This is a genomic window from Streptomyces sp. NPDC097640 (assembly GCF_040302705.1).
Lineage (GTDB): Bacteria > Actinomycetota > Actinomycetes > Streptomycetales > Streptomycetaceae > Streptomyces.
This window is the reverse complement of the sequence record NZ_JBEOSB010000009.1, coordinates 272,174-293,982: the sequence shown is the minus strand read 5'-3', so window position 1 is coordinate 293,982 and position 21,809 is coordinate 272,174. Positions and strand designations below refer to the sequence as shown.

Sequence of the window (21,809 nt, the reverse complement as noted above, 5' to 3'; positions counted from 1 at the left end):
CGGCAAGCCTTGCAAATTTGATCTCCGCCCTGAAATCATTGCCGAATTATTTTGGGCAGTGGTGATCGGAGGCCGGGGATGACGCCGGTTGAAGCGGATGAGACGGCCGCGGGTATCCGTCCGCTGCGCAGGAACTGGCAGTTCCAGATGCTCTGGGGAGGTTCCGCGGCCTCGCTGCTCGGCTCGCGCATGTCCTCCACCGCGTATCCGCTCCTGTTGCTGGCGATGACCGGATCGACGTTCGCCGCCGGAGCGTTCAGCGGAGTGCAGCTCCTGACACAGGTGCTCTTCGGGATCCACGCGGGCACCGTGGCGGACCGCTACAACCGCAGAGTGATCCTCATCGTGGCCGACGGCCTGCGATTCCTGGCGTCCCTGACCGTCCCCCTCGCCCTCGCGATGGACCGGCTGACCCTCACCCACATCCTGCTGGTCGCGGTGGTGGTCGGCGCCACCATGGCCTATGCGTTCCCGGTCCGGACGCTCGCGATTCGCTCGGTCGTGCCCAAGGCACAGCTGCGGCAGGCACTCGCCCAGGACGGGTTGCGGACCAACGGCACGGGGCTGCTGGGGCCGCCGCTGGCGGGATTCCTCTTCGGGCTCGACCGCCCGGCCCCGTTCATCGGTGCGACGATCGGGTCGCTGCTCTCGTTCGGCGCGGCCTGCGCGGTCCGGTTCGACGGCAGACCGGAGGCGAGTGGGAAGGCGCGCGGCGGAGCCCTGGAGGGAATGCGTTTCCTGGCCCGGAGCCCACTGCTGCGGGCCACGGTGGGGATCACCTTCGCGCTCTATCTGGTCTGTTCCGCCACGGTGCTGTCGTGCCTGGTTCTCCTCCAGCGCGAGGGGGTCGGCGGTGCCGGCACCGGCCTCGCCCTGTCCGGCGAGGCGGTGGGCGGGATCGTCGGGGTGCTCTTCGTCAGCCGGCTGCACCGGCTGATGGGCCCCGGGAAACTGCTAATCGCCGCGTCCTGGCTCTATGTGCCGCCGCTCCTGGTGCTGCCGCTGTCCAGCAGCCCGGTGCTGGTCTTCTTCGTACTCGCGGTGATGCTGCTCAGCGACCCGGCGCTCGATGTGATGACCGATGTGCTGATCTTCCAGCAGGTCCCCGACGAGCTGAGAGGCCGGGTCATGGCCGCGACCTTCATGCTCTTCACCCTCGGCATGCCCGCCGGGACGCTCGGCAGCGGCCTGCTGCTCGACTTCCTCTCCCCCGACGCCGTGTTCACCGTGCTGGCGGTGGCGCTGGCGGTCGCTCTGATACCCGTGACCCTCAATCGCACCCTCCGGGAGTCCGGGTGGCCGGCCTGATTCCGCTGTCCTTCGCCCAGCAGCGCCTGTGGCTCATCGACCGGCTGGAAGGGCCCAGCGCGGTCTACAACGTCCCCCTGGCGCTGCGATTCTCCGGGGCCGTGAACCATGCCGCCCTGGAGGCCGCCCTGCGGGATGTGGTGGTCCGCCACGAGAGTCTGCGCACGGTGTTCACCGAGACGGAGGGGGTGGCGCACCAGGACATCCTCGGTCCGGAGGCGCTGAGCGTGCCGTTCGAGGTGGCTGAGACACATGAGGACGGACTCGCGCAGGAGCTGGAGGAGTTCGGCGCGCGCCCGTTCGACCTGGCGCGCGAGCTGCCGCTCCGCGCCCGGCTGTTGCTGCTGGCGCCGGAGGAATCGGTACTGGCGCTGGTGATTCACCACACCGCCTGCGACGGCTGGTCCATCGGCCCGCTCTTCCGTGACCTCGGGACCGCGTACCGGGCACGGTGCCAGGCGGATGGCCGAGCGCCGCGGTGGGCCCCGCTGCCGGTCCAGTACGCGGACTACGCCCTCTGGCAGCGGGAGACGCTCGGCGACGAGGACGACCCGGACAGCGAGGTGTCCCGCCAGTCGGCCTTCTGGTCCGCCGAGCTCGCCGGCCTGCCCGAGGAACTGTCGCTGCCCGCCGACCGGGCCCGTCCGGCGGTGAGCGGATTCCATGGTGAGGCCGTACCGATCGAGGTCGGCGCCGAGGTCCACCGCGGGCTGACCCGGCTGGCGCGGGAGGCCCGGGCCAGCTCCTTCATGGTGGTCCAGGCCGCGCTGGCGCTGCTGCTGACCAGGCTCGGGGGCGGTAACGACATCCCGATCGGCACCGTGACGGCGGGCCGCGACGAGGTGGCGTTGGAGGAGCTGGTCGGCTTCTTCGCCAACACTCTGGTCCTGCGCACCGACACCTCCGGCAACCCCACCTTCCGGGAGCTGCTCGAGCGGGTGCGGAGCAAGGCCCTGACGGCATACGCACATGGTGAGCTTCCGTTCGAGCGCGTCGTGGAACTCGTCAGCCCCGAACGGTCCCTGGCCAGGCATCCGCTCTTCCAGGTGATGCTGGTCTTCCACCCCGACGGGGATGCCGTCCCGGATCTGCCGGGGTTGCGGGTCGGCCTCGAGGACGTGGACACGCGAAGCGCCAAGTTCGACCTGACCCTCAGTCTGAGAGAGCGATTCGGCCGCGACGGGGAGCCGGCCGGGCTCACCGGCGAACTCCGTTACCGCACCGACCTGTTCGACCACGGGACAGCCGGGCAGATGGCTGCCCGCCTGGTACGGATCCTGGCCGGCGCCGCGCGGAGCCCGGAGGGTCCCGTCGGACGCATCGACATCCTCGACGCCGCCGAGCGGCACCGTGTGCTGACCGCGTGGAACGACACCGACCGACACGCGCCCGGCCCGGACCTGCCCGCGCTCTTCTCGGCCCAGGCCGCCCGGACCCCGGCCGCACCGGCCGTGTCCGACGGCGGCCTGGTGCTCACGTACGCGGAGCTGGACGCGCGGGCCAACCGGCTGGCACACCTGCTGGCCAGGCGCGGAGTCGGCCCGGAGAAGCTGGTCGCGGTCGCCCTGCCCCGTTCCGCGCAGGCCGTCATCGCGCTCCTGGCCGTCCTCAAGGCGGGAGGCGCCTATCTTCCGCTGGACCCCGCCTATCCGGCGGAACGGCTCGGCGCCATGCTCCGGGACGCCCGGCCGGAGCTGGTCCTCACCACGGGGCAGGACGACCCGGCGGCCGAGACCGCCGTTCCCCGGCTGCGTCTCGACGACGCCCCGGTCCGGGCCGAGCTGGAGGGCCGGCCCACCACCCGCCCGCCCGTGCGCACACATCCGGCTCATCCGGTCTATGTCATCTACACCTCGGGGTCGACGGGCCGCCCCAAGGGTGTCGTCGTCACCCACGGAGCCCTGGCCGACTACCTGGCCTGGGCACGCCGGGCCTACCCGGCGACCGCCGGGACGGTCCTGCTCCACACCTCGCTCGCGTTCGACCTGACGGTCACCGCCCTGTGGACACCGCTGACGGTCGGCGGCTGCCTGTTCACGACCTCGATCGACGAGATCGCAGAGATGGCGGAGCCGGAGCAGCCGGCCGAAGCGCCCTTCACCTTCGTGAAGGCCACACCGAGTCATCTGCCGCTGCTGGCCGAGGCATCCGGCGCCTGCTCCCCCACCGGCCAGCTGCTGCTCGCCGGCGAGGCCCTCACCGCCGAGGCGCTTCGCGCATGGCGCCGCCGCCACCCGGACATGACCGTGCACAACGTGTACGGACCGACGGAGACCACGGTCAGCTGCGCCGACTTCCCCGTGGAGCCCGGTGCCGAGCTCCCGCCCGGAACGGTGCCCATCGGCCGTCCCCTGGCCAACACCCGGATCTATGTGCTGGATTCGGCGCTCGCCCCGGTGCCGCCCGGTGTCGTGGGCGAGCTGTATGTCGCAGGCTCGGGCCTGGCCCGGGGCTATCTGGGCCGGCCGGGCCTGTCGGCTGAGCGGTTCGTCGCCTGCCCGTTCGGGGCCCCGGGCGAGCGGATGTACCGCACCGGGGATCTGGCGCGGTGGCGGCCGACCGGTGTGCTGGACTTCATGGGGCGGGCCGACCAGCAGGTCAAGGTCCGTGGCTTCCGCATCGAACCCGGCGAGATCGAGAGCGTTCTGGCCGCCGACCCGGTCGTGGCCCAGGTCTCGGTGGTGGTTCGGGAGGACAGACGGGGAGACCAGCGGCTGGTGGCGTACGTGGTGCCCGTCGAGGGCGCGACCCCCGAGAGCATGGACGACTCGGCCGTACGCGAGCGGGCGCGGCGGCTGCTGCCGGAGTACATGGTGCCCGCCGCCGTGGTGCCGTTGCCGGCGCTGCCGCTGACGCCGAACGGCAAGCTCGACCGGGCGGCCCTGCCCGCGCCGCCGGCCGGCATCGGAAAGTCGTGCCGGGGACCGGGCACGCCGGTCGAAGAGGTCTTGTGCGAGCTGTTCGCGGAAGCTCTCGGCGCCATCGGGATCGGCGCCGACGAGGGGTTCTTCGAACTGGGCGGCCACTCACTGCTCGCCGCCCGGCTGGTCGGCCGGATCGCGGCCCGGCTGGGCGTGGAGGTGCGGCTGCGCGACCTGTTCGAGGCGCCTACGGTCGCCGCCCTCGCCAGGCGTCTGGACCGGTCCGGTGAGCGTGACGGGGCGGCCTTCGACGTCCTTCTGCGGCTCAGGGCGGCCGGTTCCGGCACCCCGCTGTTCTGTGTGCACCCGGGTGGTGGCATCAGCTGGTGCTACACCGGGCTGATCCGCCATCTCCCACCGGATGTGCCGGTCTACGGGCTACAGTCCCGGGCGCTGTCGCACGACACGACGCACCCCGCGACCATCGAGGAGATGGCACGCGACTACCGCGAGCAGATCGTTTCCGTACAGCCCGCCGGCCCGTACCGGCTTCTGGGCTGGTCTTTCGGCGGTCTCGTCGCGCATGCCGTCGCCGTACAGCTCCAAGAGGCGGGCGAGGAGGTGCGGTTCCTCGGCATGCTCGACAGCTATCCGGAGTTCCACGACGACGGCGACGGGCTTCCCCGCGGGGGCGAGGACGACGCGGTGGAACTTCTCAACGAGGCGATCGGTGGGCTCGACGGGCTGGCGGCGGACGAGCTGCCGCGGGTGCTGGCCGCCCTGAGGCATCACCGTGCGCTATGGCGGGGCTACGTACCCCGGCGTTACCGGGGAGAGCTCCTCCTCTTCACCGCCGCCCTGGACCGGCCCGAGGGCCGGGACCCGGTCAGGGAATGGACCCCTTTCATCGACGGGGCGATCGAGGAGATCTCCCTCGCGTGCGCTCATCCGGCGATGCTGTCCCCGGGGCCGTCGGCCACGGTCGGCAGGGCGCTCGCCACCGCGCTCTCCCTCTGATCCGCCCCGCCCACGAAGTCCACGGAGCCGTCGCCGCGCAGCCGGGCCCGGTGGCCGGTGCGGTACATCCGCCCGCCGGGCGGCCCGTACGGATCGGCCACGAAGCGCTCCGCGGTGAGGGCCGGTCGCCCCGGATAGCCCCGGGCGGGCCCCGGACCGGCCAGGTACAGCTCGCCGACGACGCCGGGCGGCACCCGCCGCCCGGCTCCGTCCAGTACGTAGGCCGGGGGCCCATCGGCGCTCGCGCCCGTGTCCGCGACCTGCCCGGCCGAAGGGCGGGACGTGACGGTCACGCGGCCGCCGCGCAGCAACTGCCCCCACCATTCCCATACGGAGAGGTCGAAGACGTCGCCGAGCCCGGGGCAGAGGCCGGTCCCGGTGATCACACGCACCACGTCCTGATGGGACAGGACGGCCCCTACGGGTTCGCCGTCCTCTCCCGCGGCCCGGACCACGCAGGCGGCGCCGGCCGGGTGTGGAGCCGGTGTGCTGACATCCGGCGGGGTGGCCGGTCCCGGATCGCCGATGACCAGCGTGGGCAGGCCGGCCGGCAGGAACCAGGCGTGGGCGCGATCCGTGACGGTCAGGACGGGCGGGCAAGCGGCCGGCAGCAGTTCGAGACGCTGATGCGGCGTGCCGGGGTCGAGCGGAAGACAGCAGCCTCCGGCTCTGAGCACGGCGAGCGTCGCGATCACCAGGTGGGCCGAGCGGGGCAGCGCCACCGCCACGGTCGCCTCAGGCCCCACCCCCGCCTCCCGCAGCGCCTGCGCCATCTGGTCCACCCGCTCGCCGAGTTCGGCGTACGTGAGCTCTGTGGCGCCGTAGACCACCGCGATCCGGTCGGGTGTGCGCCGGACCTGGGCGTCGAAGAGGGCGGTGACGGTCCGCCCGTCGGCGATCGGCGGTGGCGGGCGCTCCGCCCCGGTCGGCGGTGGAGCAAGCGGGCGGGTGGCGGAGAGGGTCAGGTCGGACAGGCGGGTGTCCGGGGCTGCCGCCACGCTGTGCAGCAGCGTGCTCCACAAGGAGGTGATCCGCTCGGCGGTGTCCGCGTCGAAGAGTTCGGTGCGGTACGAGAGCACGCCCTGGAGCCCGGTGTCGGTCTCCCAGAGCTGCATGCCGAGGTCGAACTGTGAGGTGCGGACGTCGAACGGTACGGGCTCCACCGTGAGTCCGGTCAGTTCGGCCGTCTCCGGGGCGTTGTTCTGTAGGACGAAGAGCACCTGGGCCAGCGGGTTGTGCCATGGGCTGCGGTCCGGGTTCAGCTCCTCGACGATCTTCTCGAACGGGACGTCCTGGTGCGCGTAGCCGTCCAGCGCGACTCGCCGTACCTGGTCGAGCAACGCCCGGAAGGTGGGATTCCCGGAAAGGTCGGCGCGCAGCGCCAGGGTGTTGACGAAGAAACCCACGAGGCGGTCGAGTTCGGTACGGCCCCGGGCGGCGGTCGGCACGGCCACCACGATGTCGCTCTGACCGGTGAGCCTGCCCATCAGGCAGTGGAAGGCCGTGAGCAGGGTGATGAACACCGTGGCGCTCGCGGCATGACTGACGGTGCGAATCCCCTCCAGAACATGAACGGGGACGCTGAATTCCACGACACGCCCCGCCGAGCTGCCGCCGGACTCGCGAGGCCGGTCGAAGGGCAGGTCGATGGCCGTCGACGCGCCGTCCAACTGCTCTTTCCAGTAGACCAGTTGGTGTCGGAGAGTCCCATCTCGCAGCCAGTCGCGCTGCCACACCGCGTAGTCGGCGTAGCTCACCGGAAGCTCGGCCAGGCCCGCCCGCTCCCGGTCACCCCCGGCCGCGTAGAGGGCGGCCAGGTCCTCGAAGAAGACGCTGCCGGACCAGCCGTCGGTGACGAGGTGGTGCATGGTCAGCAGCAGGATGTGCTCGTCGGCGGCCAGCCGCAGCAGCTCCGTCCGCATGAGCGGTCCCCGGGCCAGGTCGAAGGGGCGCACGGCCTCCTCGCTGACCAGCCGCTCGGCTTCGCGCGCCCGCTCTCGCGGGCCTGGCCCGCCGAGATCGGCGAGATCGGTGAGAGGCAGTTCCCAGGACGGCGCGGGCCGGATCTCCTGCCACGGCTCGCCGTCATCGGCGCCGAAGACGGTACGCAGCACCTCGTGGCGTTCGACCAGCGCCTCCAGGCTCCGGCGCAGCGCCTCCCGATCGAGCGCGCCACGCAACCGCAGCGGAGAGGCGATGTTGTACGCCGGGCTGCCCGGCTCCAACTGGTCGATGAACCACAGGCGTCGCTGGGCGAACGACAGCGGGAGCCGCTGACCGGCGACACGGGGCAGGGGCACGATCGGCGGCGTCGTCGGGGTGCCGGCCCGCAGCGACGCCTCCGCCCGTTCGGCGAGTCCCGCGATCGTCGGGCTCTCGTAGATCGCGCGAACCGGGAGCTCGGCACCCAAAGCGGTACGGATCCGGGCGAGCACCTGGGTGGCCAGGAGTGAATGGCCGCCGATGGAGAAGAAGTTGTCGTGCACATCGATGCCGCCGACCCCCACGACATCGCTCCAGATGCCCCCGATGATCTCCTCGGCCGGGGTGCGTGGCTCCGCGGCGCCGCCCGCCTGGGCGGTCAGCTCCTGTTCGGGGCTCGGCAGCCCTCGGCGATTGAGCTTTCCGTTGGAATTGAGCGGCATGCTCTCCAGCAGAACGATCGCCGAAGGGACCATGAAGCCCGGCAGCCGCCCGCGCAGATGGTCGCGCAGCCGGGCCCGGGTCTCCCGCTCCCAGTCGGGCCGTGTTTCGGCCGAGATCGGCCACCGGCCGGGGGCGACCGACGCATAGGCCACCAGATGCCGGTCCCCGGGGGCCTTGTCGTGCACGAGGACCAGGGCGTCCTCGACATCCGGGTGGCCGCGCAGGGCTTCCTCGATCTCCCCCAGTTCGACCCGGAAGCCACGGACCTTCACCTGGTGGTCGGAGCGGCCGACGATCTCGATCGTGCCGTCGGGGCGGTACCGGGTCAGGTCACCGCTGCGGTAGAGCCGCGCCCCGGGGATCCCGCTGAACGGGTCCGGAACGAAACGGGTCGCGGTCAGGTCCGCCCGGCCGAAGTAGCCGCGCCCGACACCGTCACCCCCGACATAGAGCTCACCCGCGACTCCGGGCGGGACCGGCTGAAGCGCGCTGTTGAGGATGTAGGTCCGGCTGCCCGGCAGCGGGCGGCCGACCGGGAGGGCGCCGTCGGGGTCGTCGCCGGGGTGCCCCTCGGCGAAGTGGGTGTTGTCGATGGCGGACTCGGTGAGGCCGTAGGTCCCGGCCATCACCGTCCCCGGGTGGCAGAGGCGCCGCGCGCGCTCGAAGTCGCGTACGTACCAGACATCGCCACCCGCCATGAGGAAGTCCAGGAACTCCAGCGACTGCCCGCTCTCCTCGACATGGTCCAGGAACACCCGCAGCAGCGGCGGCACGAACTCCGCGCTGTTGACGCCTTCCTGGAGCATCAGGTCGAGCAGCTCCGGAGGGGACAGCGAGACCTCGCGCGGGCACACCACCAGTGTGGCGCCGGTGAACAGCGCGCGCGTGGCGTCGCCCATGAACATGTCGAAGGAGAAGCTCGCCATCTGGAGATGAGCCCTCAGGCTCCGGCTCAGGCCGTAGCGCTCCTCGAACGAGTAGAAGTAGTTGGCGAAGTTCGCGTGCGTGAGCATCGCGCATTTGGGGGTTCCGGTCGAGCCCGAGGTGTAGAGCATGCCCGCGAGATTCGCCGGGAGGACGCCGCTGACCGGCGGGGCCGTCGGCTGCGACCGTATCTCCGGGGCGTCCCTGTCGATCAGGAGGACGGGTACCGCGTCGGCTCCGGTCAGGGCCGCTGCCGTGGCGGCGTCGGACAGCAGCAGCGAGGCCTTGGAGTCCGACAGCATGAACGCCAGACGCTCCGCCGGGTAGTCCGGGTCCAGCGGGATGAACGTGCCCCCCGCCTTGAACACCCCGAGAAGGGCGATCAGAGTCGCGGCCGAGCGCTCCAGGCAGATGGCGACGCCGGTTTCGGGCCCGACCCCCCGGGAGCGCAGGGCGTGCGCCATCTGGTTCGCCCGCTCGTCCAGTTGGCGGTAGGTGAGGCGCTGATCCCGCCACACCACCGCGAGCGCTTCCGGCGTGCGGCAGACCTGCTCCTCGAAGAGGGTGTGCAGGCACCGGGGCTCCCGGCCCTCCGCGCCGGTGTCGTTCCAGCCGGTCAGGATCTGCTCGCGTTCGGCCGGGGTGAGCAGGCGCAGTGCGCTGATGGGCCGGTCGGGATGGGTCAGGGCGTCTTCGAGCAGCTGCCGCAGGTGTCCGGCCACGCGCCGGATCGTGGCGGGCTCGAACAGGTCGGTGTTGTATTCCAGCTCACAGGCCAGGTGTTCGCCCAGCTGCCTGACCCCCAGGGTGAGATCGAACCTGGCCGCGGTGCGCGGCAGGTCGATGCGCTCCACCGCGAGGCGAGCGAACTCCGGTGTTTCCTCCAACCCTTCCGACGAGCGGAACAGCACCTGAAACAGCGGGGTGGAACTCGGATCACGTTCCGGCTGAAGGACTCTGATCAGCTCTTCGAACGGCACGTCGCCGTGGGCCCCGGCCTCCCGCACCGCCGCGTCCACGCGGCGGAGGATCTCGCCGAAACCGGGCTCGCCGGAGAGGTCGCTGCGCAGCACCACCGTGTTGGCGAAGTGCCCGATGGCGCGGTCCGGTTCGCCCTCCGGCCGGTTGGGCAGTGTGGTGCCCACCGTCATGTCCCGCTGGTCGCAGTAGTGGGCAAGCAGGGTCTTGAACGCCGCGAGGACCGTGGTGGCCACGGTGGTTCCCCGGCTGTCGCTGAAGCCGGTCAGCCGTTCCGTCAACTCCCGGCCGATCTCGAACCTCTCCACCGCACCGCGTCCGCTGCGGGCGGCCGGCCGGCGTCTGTCGGTGGGCAGCCGCAGCATCGCGGGCACGCCATCCAGCCGCTTCCGCCAGTATTCCAGCGAGGCGGCGTACGACCGGCCGCGCTGCTCGCGCGCGTAGTCGACGTACCGCGGGAGGGGCGTGGGCAGCACGGGGGGCCGGCCGTCCCGGAACGCCGCGTAGACCTGCCCGAACTCGCGGAGCAGCACCTCCATGGATGCGCTGTCGAGGACGATCTGGTGCGCGGCGACGGCCAGCGCGTGGTCCTCGCCGGACAGGCGCACCAGCTCCAACCGGATCAGCGGCCCCGCCGCAAGATCGAAGGCAGCGTCGGCCGCCTCGCTCAACAGCCGCTCCGCCTCGGGTTCCCGCCGGTCTTCCGGGAGCCCGCCGAGATCGGTGAACGACAGCGGAAGGTCCGCGCTGTCGGCCTGTACGCACACCGGCACGCCGGCCCTGTCGGGGAAGCGGGCCCGGAGTGTGTCGTGGCGCCGCACGATCTCGCCAAAGGCCCGGCGCAGCGCCTCGATGTCCAGGTCTCCCCGGATGCGCAGGGCGACAGCGACGCTGTAGACCGAGTTGCCCGGCCGCAGTCTGTCGAGGAACCAGAGCTGCTCCTGCCCGAAGGACAGCGGCAGATCGTGCGGGGCTGAGTGGGCCATAACCTCACCAGGAACCGATGGAGCACTGCCAAGGCGATGAGATTAGCGGATCATCCAGCCGCATCGTCATGTGTGGTGGCCGGTGGGCAGCGGTCACCCCGAGGGCTGGACCACCGTCGGGGGTTGAGATGTGTGGGCGGTGGTCTGGCGACTGGTTCGGTAACGGCCCGGGGTCGTTCCGATGATGTTGGTGAACGCTGAGATGAAGCTGCTGGGGTTGGCCCATCCGCAGGCGTAGGCGGTTCGGGTGGTGTCGTGGCCGTCGGCGAGGAGCACGAGCGCGTGGTAGACGCGTAGCTGCGTGCGCCACTCATAGAAGGTCATGCCGAGTTCGCTGCGGAACAGTCGGCTGAGGGTGCGGGTGCTGGCTCCGATCGTCTTCCCGAGTTCGGACAGCGTGGCGTTGTCCGCCGGCGTCTCGTACAGCTTCCGGGCAATGGCTTGCAGCCGGTCGTCCCGTGGCTCCGGCAGGTGCAGTGGCTGCTCGTGTGCTTCGCGGAGTTCATCGACGAGGACTCGAAGGAGGCGAGCGCGCGCCGAGCGGCTGTAGGCAGGCGCGGCGTCGTCGTAGTTGCGGGGGCCGGTCAGGGCGAGCAGGACCTCGCGGGCGAGGCCGGAGGCCAGGAACACGGCGGGATGGTCCGGTATGAGCCGGGCGAGGGATGGCGCGAGAAAGACGATCCGCATGTCGGTGTCGCCGTGGGCGCGGTGGTAGTGCGTGAACCCGGCGGGGGTCCAGGCGGCCCGGTTGGCGGGAACGATCGAGGTGCCGCGTTCGGTGTGAACTGTCAGGACGCCGCCGGCCGCGTATACCAGGTGTCCCCGTGCGTGCGACTGCACCGCGCTTGTTTCGCCGGATGGCCACAGGTGGCGCCCGCCGGACGGCCACACATGTGATGTCACACCGGCGATCAGGGAAGGTTGGCGGCGAACAGGCATCAGTTGGCATCCTATCGTTAGCCCGCCATCCCTTCATCCGGTGACACTGCCTCCATGCGAAGTGGTCTTCGGTTGCGCAAAGCGCCCGACCGGACCACGGCTTGAGAGAAGGAGAAACGCATGGCGACGTTCGTCCTCGTGCCCGGCGGTTGGCATGGCTCGTGGTCGTTTGAGGCGGTGGTTCCGCTGTTGGAGCGTGCCGGTCATGCCGTTCACGCCCTGACCCTGACCGGTCTGCGGCCGGACGACGACAACGCGACGGTCGCGGCCGCCAACCTCGACACGCACGCCGACGACGTATTGCAGCTCCTCGATCGCGCCCACATCACCAGCGCGACGCTGGTCGGCCACAGCTACGGCGGGATGGTGATCGCCGCGGCCGCCGATCGCGCTGACGGCCGGATCTCGCGACTGGTGCATCTCGACGCCTACGTACCACGCGATGGCGAGTCGTGCTGGTCGTCAACGACCGAGCGCTACCGGGAGGCGTTCGCCGCCGGCGCTGCGACCACCGGCTATGCCGTCCGACCGCCGGACGGCGGCGATCCCCGGCGCCGTCCCCATCCCCTCGCCTCGTTCCTGCAAACGATCCGGCTCACCGGCACGCTCGCCCAGGTCCCCCGCCGGGAGTTCATCTACTGCTCGGGATGGGAAGACCGGACGCCGTTCGCTGAACTCCGCACCCGACTTCAAGCCGATCCCGAATGGCAGGTCCACGACCTCCCTACCGGCCATGACGCAATGCATGAGGCCCCGGAGGCGGTCGCGGCACTACTGTCCGACACTGTTGTCGGCGCCGGATGACACCATCCGGCCATGAGTGGCGAGTCTTTCAACTGGCACGAATTCCTGGGGCGCTGGCAGGCGGAGTGGGCTCCGCGCGAGGACGAGGACGAGGACGACGGCGAGGACGGCGGGCAGACCGTCGTCCCCCCGGGAAGGCCCGGGGCGGACGAGGCGGCGATCGCCGCGGCCGAGGAGCGGCTGGGACGGCGGCTGCCGCCCTCGTACCGGGAGTTCCTCGCCGTGAGCGACGGATGGCACGTGGACGAGACGGCCGGGGTCTATCAGCTCGGCGGCGCCGCGGACATCGACTGGTTCCAGGATCCGTACGGCATGACCCCGCTGTACGAGCGGAATCTGGGCGACAACCCGCGCAGGGAAGACGTCCTGCTGGCCGGGATGTGGCAACGGGCGCTACGGCTGGAGACGGACTCCGACATGTCGCACGCCCTGCTCGACCCGGGCGACCGCGACCAGGACGGCGAGTGGGCGCTCTACGTCTACAAGGGCTGGAGCGGTGAACTGCCGGACCGTTACCCGTCGTTCCGCGTGTACATGGAGGCCATGTACCGCGACTTCCACTCCGACCGGGCGGAGCGGCCCGACTTCGTGAACGCGACCACGCGCGCCCAGGACGCCCATGTGGAGGAGGCCCGCCTGCTGGCCCTGCGCGGACGGTACGAGGACGCCCTGCCCTTGCTCGAGGAGGCGCTGTCCTTCGGACGGCCGCGGAGCGCCGTCCTGTTGAACCAGCTCCGGCATCTGCTGGCCCCGCGCAGTCCCCGGGATTACGGCTACCTGGTGGCCGACCCGCGCTACCTGCCCGAGATTCTGCCCGTGGAGGCCATGACTCCGGCACGCGGCGAATGGCGGCTGGGCGGGGACGACCGCTGGCTCGGGATGATGGCCGCTCGCGGGGCCGCTCGGGAGACCGCCGAGGCCGTGCTGAGCACGATGCGCGACGGCACCCATCGTTACGCGCCTCCCGGTCCATGGGGCCGGGCCGTCGCCGAGGCCTGGGAGTCGGCCCGCTGGGGGGCGACCGGCGCCGCGTGGCGGGTGCTGCGGGACGCGCTCCCGCTGTGGGAGGCGCCCGGGCCCTGGCTGATCGCCCCGATCGGCCTGCTCGCCGATCCGGTCCTGGGTCCGCTGATCACCCCGGAGCGTGGGCGGGAGATCCTGGCGACACCGCGGGCCGGGGAGCGGGGGCCCGCTCCCGATCCGGTGCCCGATCTCGACCCGCCGGGCCTCGCCTGGCTGACTGAGCCCGCGGCGAACCGGGGGCCGCGCGACGGATACCGCTGTGTCTGGGTCGAGGGCATCGACCCCGCCCGCCTGCCCGCCCTGATCGGCGAGGAGGGCGCCGAACTGAGCGCGCCCGCGGATCCGCGCGACCCGTTCCGGCGGGCACCCCGGCCCCACGAGCGGGAGGGCGTGGAACGCTGGGAGGACCGGGCCGTGGTCGCCGTCGGCCGCACCGCCGGAGCGTGGGCCTTCGCCTTCGACGGCGGCTCCCGCCATGTGAACAAGCTGTTCCTGTCCCCCGCTCCGGCCGCCTCCTCGTCCGGCCGCGCGGTGGTGGTGTGGCGCGACCCGAGGAGCTCGTCCTCCGGTGACCGCCCGGCCGCGTTCCACCTGTCGGTGGCCGAACAGGGCGAGGAAATCTACGCGTTCACCGTGCGGGGTACGGAGATACAGCGCTCCGGCGCGATACCCGAGGCCCTGGACCCCGCACGGCTGTTCCGCCCGGAAGACACTGACCTGGAGTGCGAACTGCGCGCCTTGGAGGCGCTGCACGCCGAACTCGGGCTCTCGCTTCCTCGCTTCGCGCTGACCCAGGGCCGACTCCGCACCTTCACCACCCGATCCTGGACCCGGGCACCACGCGCGGGCGAGGGGTTCGCCTACTCCTACGTCAGCGTCGGGCGGCGCCGGCCCTGAACTCGGACGGCCCCACCGGCGACGACCGGCCCCCTCGCCCGGGTCCGTATCCTGCAAAGTCTTCACACTCCAGGAGTGGATCTGCTGGGATAATCGTTCGCACAGACCAACTGTGAGCAGGGGGACGATCAGTGGGGCCAGAGTTCGGGCATCGCCTCGGGCTACCCGGAACTCTGTCCGGCCAGGCGCTGCCCCCTTCCGGTGGACGGTGACCACCCCGATGACGGTGGTTGTGACCAAGACGGGCTCCTTCGCGTGAACAAATGTACGAAGCCCGGGAAGTCGGCCGGCGGGGAGGCTGGAGCATGAGCCTGACACAGCTGCACTACACCTCGGCGCCCCCGGGGGCGGACGGTTCGGGGTTCCGGTTCACCGCGCTCACCCCCGGGATACCCGCATCGCTGCTCCAAGAGGCCGAGCAGCTCATCGGCTATGAGCCGCCACGCGATGCCCCTCCACGTCCCACCAGCGCCGAGCTGGCCACGTTCCCCGAGGCGTTCAGCTACAGCAGGCTCTCGGACGGAAGTTGGCTGCTGGCCCGCACGGTCTATACGGGAGTCGACCACAGCGGGCGCCAGGGCAACTTCCATGCGCACGCGCTGCATCTCCCCACGGACACGACACCGCCGCGCGGGGCGCTGCCCATCACCGCCTGGGGTTCCCCCCAGTGGGCCCGCCGCACCCCGGACGGCGGGGTGCCGGAGCCGCTGGAAGCGCTGCCTGCCTCGGGTCGCTTCGACCGGGACGGCTTGGTGATGTTCGCGGCCGCTCGCTCGCCGTGGCTCGCGGGCTTCTTCGCCGATCTGCGCGGGCTGAGCCAGGACGAGTCCGCGCCCCGGATCATCGTCATCGAGCGGAACAGCGCGGATGTGGCCCGGTGGATCGCGCTGGCGAGCACCGTGCTGCCACGCGAAGACGCCCACCGGCTGACCTTCACCACCTATACGAGGCGGCCGGAGCTCGCCCGGCAGCAAGTGATCGGCGTACTGCCGGAGGATCGTGGGGGGCTGACCGGCTACGACCATCGCTATCGGGTGTACGACTGCGCCGGCGGAAAGCCCCGGGAGCCGGTGGCCGACGCCTGGGCGGAGGCGGCCGCGGCCATCTGGCTGGGTGATGCCCCCGAGCTGTTCCGGGAGGCGGCCTCGCTCGCGGACGACCGCTTCGCCCCCGGCCCGCTCGCCTGCGTCGCGCTGTGCGCCGGGCTTGGGCTCGACACCACCGGCCGCGCCGAGGCGGCGGACTGGGCGCACAGCCACCGGGAGGCACTGGGCGAGGAGCGGCTGCACCGTCTGGTGGCGGCGCTGGGCGCGCCCGCCGGGGACCGGACGGATCCCGAAAGGGCGGCCCTGATCCGGTTGTTCACGGCGCTCGACGGCCGGGTACCGATCGGCTCCATCGAGCCGCTCACGTCGCTGGTCCTCACCGAGGCTGTTTGCTCGCCCGGGTCGGTGCCCGGGCTGGACGCCCTGCGCCCCGACGCCCTCACCGAGGAGCTGCGCCAACGTCTCGCCGGCGAACTGGCGCCCGAGCTGCGCGCGGGCGTGGCGGACACCGAGCGGGGCGCCTCACGCCCCTTGGAGCTGCTGCGCATCGCGAACCTGCTCGGGGTGGACTGCTCGGACCTGCTGCCGGAGGTGGCGCGCAGGCTGGCCCACGAGCTGCTGGCCGCTCCGGAGGATGCGCACACTCCCGCGGTACGCCTCGCCGTGGAGGAACACTTCACGTTGCGGACCACACTGCTCGGCGAGCTCGACGACCTGGCCGCCGGCGATCCGGACGCCGCGGCCCGGCTGCTGAAGCGGATCCCGCTCCGCTTCGCGGAGAGCCAGGCCCTGCCCCATCTGCGGATGTGCGCCGAGGCGCCGCAGGCGACCGCGGGCGGCGGCGACCGTGTCGGCGCGCTGAAGGCCGTGGTGCGTGCGAGCGGAGTCTCGATGTTCGCCGATCCGCTCGTCCTGCGCACGGCGGTCCGGCTGATCTGGCAGGACAGTACGCCCACCGCCGGGGAGGCGCGGCTGATGCTGGTCGAGGCCGGGTCGGACACCCACCTCACGGCGGGTACCTGGCCCAGCCTGGTCAGGGCCGCGCTCGAAGGGCCTGAGGACGATCTCGACGTACCCGATCTCGCCCAGGACCTGCTGCGCTGCTTCACCGAGGATTTGACACCGCGTGAGCGCGCCTCCCTGCTCCTCCTGGAGCTGGCACGCGAGCTGCGGAGCGGCTCGGCCGGCCCCGGCTGGACCGACCGGGCGGTGTCGCTCCGGGCGGCGGCGGAACCGGTGGAACGCACCGTTCTCGAGCACACTTTCGGGGCTCTCGCATACCGGCTGCTGTCCACCGAAAGCCCGGACGGAGAACTGTACGCACTCATCCACAGCCACGATCCCGACCTCATCGGCGCGTACGGCCGCGCGGCTCGATCCGGCCGGGTGCGTGACCGGCTGCGGACCGACCCCGCGTATGCGGCCGAGTGCTTCCATGCCTGGAGTTCGCACCCTCAAGCCGGCGAGGCCTGGCAGGAGACGCGTACAGAGCTGCTGGACTCGGTGCTCCGTCCGGTGGCGCGAGACCTGTCCGAGGCCGATATCGCCACCGTCGAGGGATGCCTGGAACGCACAAGTGCCCGCCGGGCGGAAGAGTTCCGGGCCTGGAACCGGCCGGGGGCATTCGGCCGGATCAGCCGCCGGCTGACCCGCCGGCGCCGAAGGGACGCGGCGGAAGAGCACGGCTGGGGCGAGGTGGAGCCACCGCGGAAGGACGGCGATCTGTCATGACTGTCAACCTACTGACCGGGGCCCTGTGGGCCACCGGCCTTGTGGCGAACGCGCTGTGTGTCGGCTACGCGCTCTGGCTCCGAGCACCCCACTGGGGCAGCGTTCGGCGGGAGGCCTGCGGTCTGGCGCGGCGCGACTGGTGACCGCGGAGGGTCACGCCGGAAATAGTGCCACGGGCGCTACGCGACAAGGCGCCAAGAAAGCCGCCGAGTAGCCCTCTGTCGCATTTTCGAGGGACTGAGGCAGGGGGGATTGGCTCAGGCGGTTCGGGGGCCGCACAGCGCCACATGGAGGCATTCTCGCCCCATCGGCAAGGGGCATCTCCGATATCCTGGACAGCGTCCCGGTAGTCGACGGTCCCGAGGCCCGTGAGCCTCGGGGCCCTGTTCGGGCTGCCGCGCCCCGCCTCCGCCAGCTGTCCGGCCGCTCCCGCACCGCGGTGTGGGAGCGCGGTCCGCCATGCCCGAAAGAGAGCATCTGTGACCACTCACGACACTCACACCGCCAGCGGTACCCCCGGATCCCAGCAGCCCGGCCATGCCGGGACGGCGTCGTATGACGCCAACGCGATCACCGTCCTGGAAGGCCTGGACGCGGTGCGCAAGCGGCCCGGGATGTACATCGGTTCCACGGGAGAGCGCGGGCTGCACCACCTGGTGCAGGAGCTCGTGGACAACTCCGTGGACGAGGCGCTCGCGGGGGTGGCCGACCGGATCGACGTGACGATCCTGGCCGACGGCGGGGTGCGGGTGGTCGACAACGGCCGCGGCATCCCGGTGGGGATGCACCCGGTGGAGAAGCGGCCGGCCGTCGAGGTGGTACTGACCGTGCTGCACGCGGGCGGGAAGTTCGGGGGCGGCGGGTACGCGGTCTCCGGCGGTCTGCACGGTGTGGGTCTGTCGGTGGTCAACGCGCTGTCGACCCGGCTGTCGGCGGAGATCCGGACCGACGGCTACCGGTGGACGCAGGACTACAAGGACGGCGCTCCCAGCGCCCCACTGGCCCGCCACGAGGCCACCTCCCGGACGGGCACCTCCCTGACGTTCTGGGCAGACGGCGGCATCTTCGAGACCACCGCGTACTCCTTCGAGACGCTGGCCAGGCGTTTCCAGGAGATGGCCTTCCTCAACCGCGGGCTCACCCTGACCCTCACCGACGAACGGCCCTCCGCGCGCGCGACGGCCGCGGCCGACGAAGCCGACTCGGACCCGGCAGCGAAGACGGTCTCCTACCGCTACGACGGCGGCATCACCGACTTCGTCGCCTACCTCAATGCCCGCAAGGGCGAACCCGTCCATCCCTCGGTCATCACCATCGCCGCCGAGGACACGGAACGGCGGCTGTCGGCCGAGGTAGCCCTGCAGTGGAACGGCCAGTACACCGACAGCGTGTACTCCTACGCCAACGCCATCCACACCCATGAGGGCGGCACCCACGAGGAGGGCTTCCGTACGGCCCTGACCACCGTGGTCAACCGCTACGCGCGGGAGAAGAAACTGCTGCGGGAAAAGGACGCCAACCTCTCCGGCGAGGACATCCGCGAGGGCCTGACCGCGATCGTCTCGGCCAAGCTCGGCGAGCCGCAGTTCGAGGGCCAGACCAAGGCCAAGCTCGGCAACACCGAGGCGCGCACCTTCGTGCAGAAGGTCGTCCACGAGCATCTGAGCGACTGGTTCGACCGCAACCCGAACGACGCCGCGGACATCGTGCGCAAGGCCGTCCAGGCGGCCACGGCCCGGGTCGCGGCCCGCAAGGCGCGCGACCTGACCCGCCGCAAGGGCCTGCTGGAAACGGCGGCGCTGCCGGGCAAGCTGTCCGACTGCCAGTCGAACGACCCGGCGATGTCGGAGATCTTCATCGTCGAAGGAGACTCCGCCGGCGGTTCGGCCAAATCCGGCCGCAACCCGCAGTACCAGGCGATCCTCCCGATCCGCGGCAAGATCCTCAACGTGGAGAAGGCCCGGATCGACAAAGTCCTGCACAACCAGGAGATCCAGGCGATCATCTCCGCGTTCGGCACGGGCGTGCACGAGGACTTCGATATCGCCAAGCTCCGCTATCACAAGATCATCTTGATGGCGGACGCCGACGTCGACGGCCAGCACATCAACACCCTGCTGCTCACCTTCCTGTTCCGCTTCATGCGGCCACTGATCGAAGATGGCCACGCCTACCTCTCCCGCCCCCCGCTCTACAAGATCAAGTGGAGCCGGGACCACGTCGAATACGCCTACTCCGACCGCGAACGCAACATGCTCCTGGAACGGGGACGCCAGGACGGCCGCCGGATCAAGGACGACTCCATCCAGCGCTTCAAGGGCCTGGGCGAGATGAACGCCGAGGAGTTGCGCGTCACCACCATGGACCCCGACCACCGGGTCCTGGGCCAGGTCACCCTCGATGACGCGGCCGTCGCCGACGGCCTCTTCTCCGTCCTGATGGGCGAGGACGTCGAAGCCCGCCGCCACTTCATCCAGCGCAACGCCAAGGACGTCCGCTTCCTCGACATCTGACCCCGGGCACCGCTCCCGCCCCAGCAGCCGTACGCCTGCTGCCATCAGTTCTTCATCTCCGGTGGCGTCAAGGCCCACATAGGCGCTCGACGATCGGTGGATCCTGTCTCAAAGCTTGCGCACAATTTACACACATCCTCTCTACACACCGGCCCCGATGGTCTAGATTGACCGTGCTTCAGCCGTTCGGGCATGAGGCGACCACTAATGATCTATAGGTCCGGCGCTACGGAAGCCAGCAGTCGCCTTCCCGGCGCCGGACATGGGGGTGGATCAGTTCTCGGAGCCCGAGAGGGGCCTTGGGTGCGGGGAGCACCCGAGGTTTCGACGGGTTCCGGCGCAACTCGGGGGTCTGGCGGGGCAGGCGAGCCTGCTGCCGCCAGGGTGGGTTGTTCAAGTGGCGCTGAAATAGCCGGGATGTCATGCGCGGGAGGCGGGGGCCTCCCGGGGGGACGAACAGCGCGGCGCGGGGGGCGGGGGCCTCCCGAGGGGAGGGACAGTACGGGAGGCGGGGGCCTCCCGAGGGGGAGGAACAGTGTTGGGCGAACACGTCGAATCACTGGGGACCTGGGGGGTTCTGTGCGGCGAGGGGGATTAGTCAGCCCGTTTCCGTCAGCGCGCGGGCGTCTGGCGGACGGGGCAATCAGTCAGCCCGCGATCGACTGGGAGCAGCGGTACCGCCGTACCGTGATCACCAGCGATACCGTGGCCACCGCCTTCGTGGTGGCGGCGATCGGCAACTTCTTCGGGGCCCGGGACGCGGCCAACTGGCACGAGAAGTGGGGGATTCTCGCATTCGGCACCGAACTGCTGGTGCTGGGGGCGCTTGCGGTGAGCCGGTCGTGGGCTCCGGCCGTGCTCGGCCAGGGCGCCGAGGAATTCCGCCGGCTCGGACGCTCGCTGTTCACGGCGACCGTCGTCCTGGCGCTCGGCGGGATCGCGCTCACCTCGCGCAACATCAAGCTCTGGATCTTCGTCGCGATCCCCGCGATCGCGCTCGTCACCATGACCGCGCGATATCTGCTGCGCCTCTGGCTGCACAGAGAGCGCAAGGAAGGACGGTGCCTGAGACCGGTGCTCGCTGCCGGGAGTCCGGCCACCGTGCACGACCTGATCACCCGGACCCGCAAGTTCCCGCACCTCGGCTGGCGGGTGGACGCGGTGTGCACGACGGACGGTCTCGGGCTCGACGGTGACCACCTGGACGGAGTGCCGGTCGTCGGCCGGCTGACGGACGTCGCGGGCCACGTCCGCCGCGACGGCTACCGTGTCGTCGCGGTCACACCGGACCCGCACTGGTCACCGGACCGGCTCCAGCGGCTGGCCTGGAACCTCGAAGGCAGCGACGCCGAGATGATCGTGGCCCCCGTGCTGATGGAGGTGGCCGGTCCGCGGCTGCACGTCGACGCGGTGCTCGGGATACCGCTGCTGCGGGTCAGCATGCCGACCTTCACCGGGGGCCGCCGGGCGGTCAAAGGGGTCGTCGACCGGATGGGCGCGGCGATCCTGCTGATGCTGTTCACGCCGCTGATGGTGTTCGTCGGGCTGCTCGTGCTGGTGGACAGTCGAGGAGGGGCGTTCTACCGCCAGCGCAGGGTCGGCAAGGACGGCCGCGAGTTCACCATTCTCAAGTTCCGCACCATGGTCGCCGGGGCTGACGGGGCACGTGCCGAGCTGGCCGACCTCAACGAGGGCGCCGGCCTGCTGTTCAAGCTCCGCCGGGATCCGCGGGTGACCCGGGTGGGAGCGGTGCTGCGCCGGTACTCGATCGACGAGCTCCCGCAGCTGTTCAACGTGCTCACCGGATCGATGTCGCTCGTCGGTCCGCGGCCTCCGTTACCGGAGGAGTCCGCCGCGTACGGCCCGGACATCCGGCGGCGGCTGCTGGTCAAGCCCGGACTCACCGGCCTGTGGCAGATCAGCGGACGCAGCGACCTGCCGTGGGAGGAGGCGGTCCGCCTCGACCTGCGGTACGTGGAGGACTGGTCGCTCGCGCTGGACACAGTGATCTTGTGGAAGACGCTGCGTGCGGTGCTCCAAGGGCAGGGGGCCTACTGATGCGCGGGGGGCCGCAACTCAAGCGTGGCGCCAACGCACGGATCGCAGGCCGGAGGGGCCTGCCTGGGGGGAGGAACG

General features: G+C 71.1%; 10 protein-coding genes. 8 read left to right on the top strand and 2 right to left on the bottom strand.

Annotation, left to right across the window (positions count from 1 at the left end; translation table 11 throughout):
• The first annotated feature begins 78 nt into the window (after positions 1 to 78).
• Together ABTY62_RS16915 and ABTY62_RS16910 are read left to right on the top strand one after the other, a co-directional pair.
• The gene (locus ABTY62_RS16915) at positions 79 to 1,308 is read left to right on the top strand and encodes an MFS transporter (RefSeq protein WP_352130179.1); all 1,230 of its coding nucleotides are present in this window, start codon (positions 79 to 81) and stop codon (positions 1,306 to 1,308) included.
• Complete coding sequence (locus tag ABTY62_RS16910; protein ID WP_352130178.1) at positions 1,296 to 5,186, top strand: non-ribosomal peptide synthetase; 3,891 nt, start codon at positions 1,296 to 1,298, stop codon at positions 5,184 to 5,186. The genes ABTY62_RS16915 and ABTY62_RS16910 overlap by 13 nt, the downstream gene beginning before the upstream one ends.
• On the opposite strand, the gene ABTY62_RS16905 is transcribed toward ABTY62_RS16910, so the two are convergent.
• Both ABTY62_RS16905 and ABTY62_RS16900 read right to left on the bottom strand, forming a co-directional pair.
• Positions 5,114 to 10,720 carry a non-ribosomal peptide synthetase gene (locus ABTY62_RS16905; protein ID WP_352130177.1) on the bottom strand — a complete coding sequence of 1,869 codons (5,607 nt, stop codon included), beginning with the start codon at positions 10,718 to 10,720 and terminating at the stop codon, positions 5,114 to 5,116. The two genes, ABTY62_RS16910 and ABTY62_RS16905, sit on opposite strands and share 73 nt — an antisense overlap.
• A gap of 93 nt (positions 10,721 to 10,813) precedes the next feature.
• The gene (locus tag ABTY62_RS16900) at positions 10,814 to 11,560 is read right to left on the bottom strand and encodes an AraC family transcriptional regulator (protein ID WP_352130176.1); all 747 of its coding nucleotides are present in this window, start codon (positions 11,558 to 11,560) and stop codon (positions 10,814 to 10,816) included.
• Positions 11,561 to 11,779: 219 nt separating this feature from the next.
• On the opposite strand from ABTY62_RS16900, the gene ABTY62_RS16895 reads away from it, so the two are divergent.
• The 6 genes from ABTY62_RS16895 to ABTY62_RS16870 all read left to right on the top strand — a co-directional run bounded on the left by ABTY62_RS16895 (position 11,780) and on the right by ABTY62_RS16870 (position 21,731).
• Positions 11,780 to 12,463: an alpha/beta fold hydrolase gene (locus ABTY62_RS16895; protein WP_352130175.1), complete on the top strand. Its 684-nt coding sequence runs from the start codon at positions 11,780 to 11,782 to the stop codon at positions 12,461 to 12,463.
• A 12-nt stretch (positions 12,464 to 12,475) separates the two neighbouring features.
• Positions 12,476 to 14,383 carry an SMI1/KNR4 family protein gene (locus tag ABTY62_RS16890; protein ID WP_352130174.1) on the top strand — a complete coding sequence of 636 codons (1,908 nt, stop codon included), beginning with the start codon at positions 12,476 to 12,478 and terminating at the stop codon, positions 14,381 to 14,383.
• Positions 14,384 to 14,688: 305 nt separating this feature from the next.
• The gene (locus tag ABTY62_RS16885; RefSeq protein WP_352130173.1) at positions 14,689 to 17,160 is read left to right on the top strand and encodes a GTPase-associated protein 1-related protein; all 2,472 of its coding nucleotides are present in this window, start codon (positions 14,689 to 14,691) and stop codon (positions 17,158 to 17,160) included.
• Positions 17,157 to 17,303, top strand: coding sequence for a hypothetical protein (locus ABTY62_RS16880; protein WP_352130172.1), 147 nt, complete (start codon positions 17,157 to 17,159; stop codon positions 17,301 to 17,303). Before ABTY62_RS16885 ends, ABTY62_RS16880 begins: the two co-directional genes overlap by 4 nt.
• A gap of 336 nt (positions 17,304 to 17,639) precedes the next feature.
• Positions 17,640 to 19,673, top strand: coding sequence for a DNA topoisomerase (ATP-hydrolyzing) subunit B (gyrB, locus tag ABTY62_RS16875; protein ID WP_352130171.1), 2,034 nt, complete (start codon positions 17,640 to 17,642; stop codon positions 19,671 to 19,673).
• A 579-nt stretch (positions 19,674 to 20,252) separates the two neighbouring features.
• On the top strand, positions 20,253 to 21,731 hold the full coding sequence (locus ABTY62_RS16870) for a sugar transferase (RefSeq protein WP_352130170.1): 1,479 nt from the start codon (positions 20,253 to 20,255) through the stop codon (positions 21,729 to 21,731).
• Positions 21,732 to 21,809: the final 78 nt, after the last annotated feature.

What these genes read in the sequence shown, in the direction of transcription:
- ABTY62_RS16915 (WP_352130179.1), top strand. Translation starts at nt 79, where the DNA reads ATGACGCCGGTTGAAGCGGATGAGACGGCCGCGGGTATCCGTCCGCTG.
- ABTY62_RS16905 (WP_352130177.1), bottom strand. Translation starts at nt 10,720, where the DNA reads ATGGCCCACTCAGCCCCGCACGATCTGCCGCTGTCCTTCGGGCAGGAG.
- ABTY62_RS16895 (WP_352130175.1), top strand. Translation starts at nt 11,780, where the DNA reads ATGGCGACGTTCGTCCTCGTGCCCGGCGGTTGGCATGGCTCGTGGTCG.
- ABTY62_RS16890 (WP_352130174.1), top strand. Translation starts at nt 12,476, where the DNA reads ATGAGTGGCGAGTCTTTCAACTGGCACGAATTCCTGGGGCGCTGGCAG.
- ABTY62_RS16885 (WP_352130173.1), top strand. Translation starts at nt 14,689, where the DNA reads ATGAGCCTGACACAGCTGCACTACACCTCGGCGCCCCCGGGGGCGGAC.
- ABTY62_RS16880 (WP_352130172.1), top strand. Translation starts at nt 17,157, where the DNA reads ATGACTGTCAACCTACTGACCGGGGCCCTGTGGGCCACCGGCCTTGTG.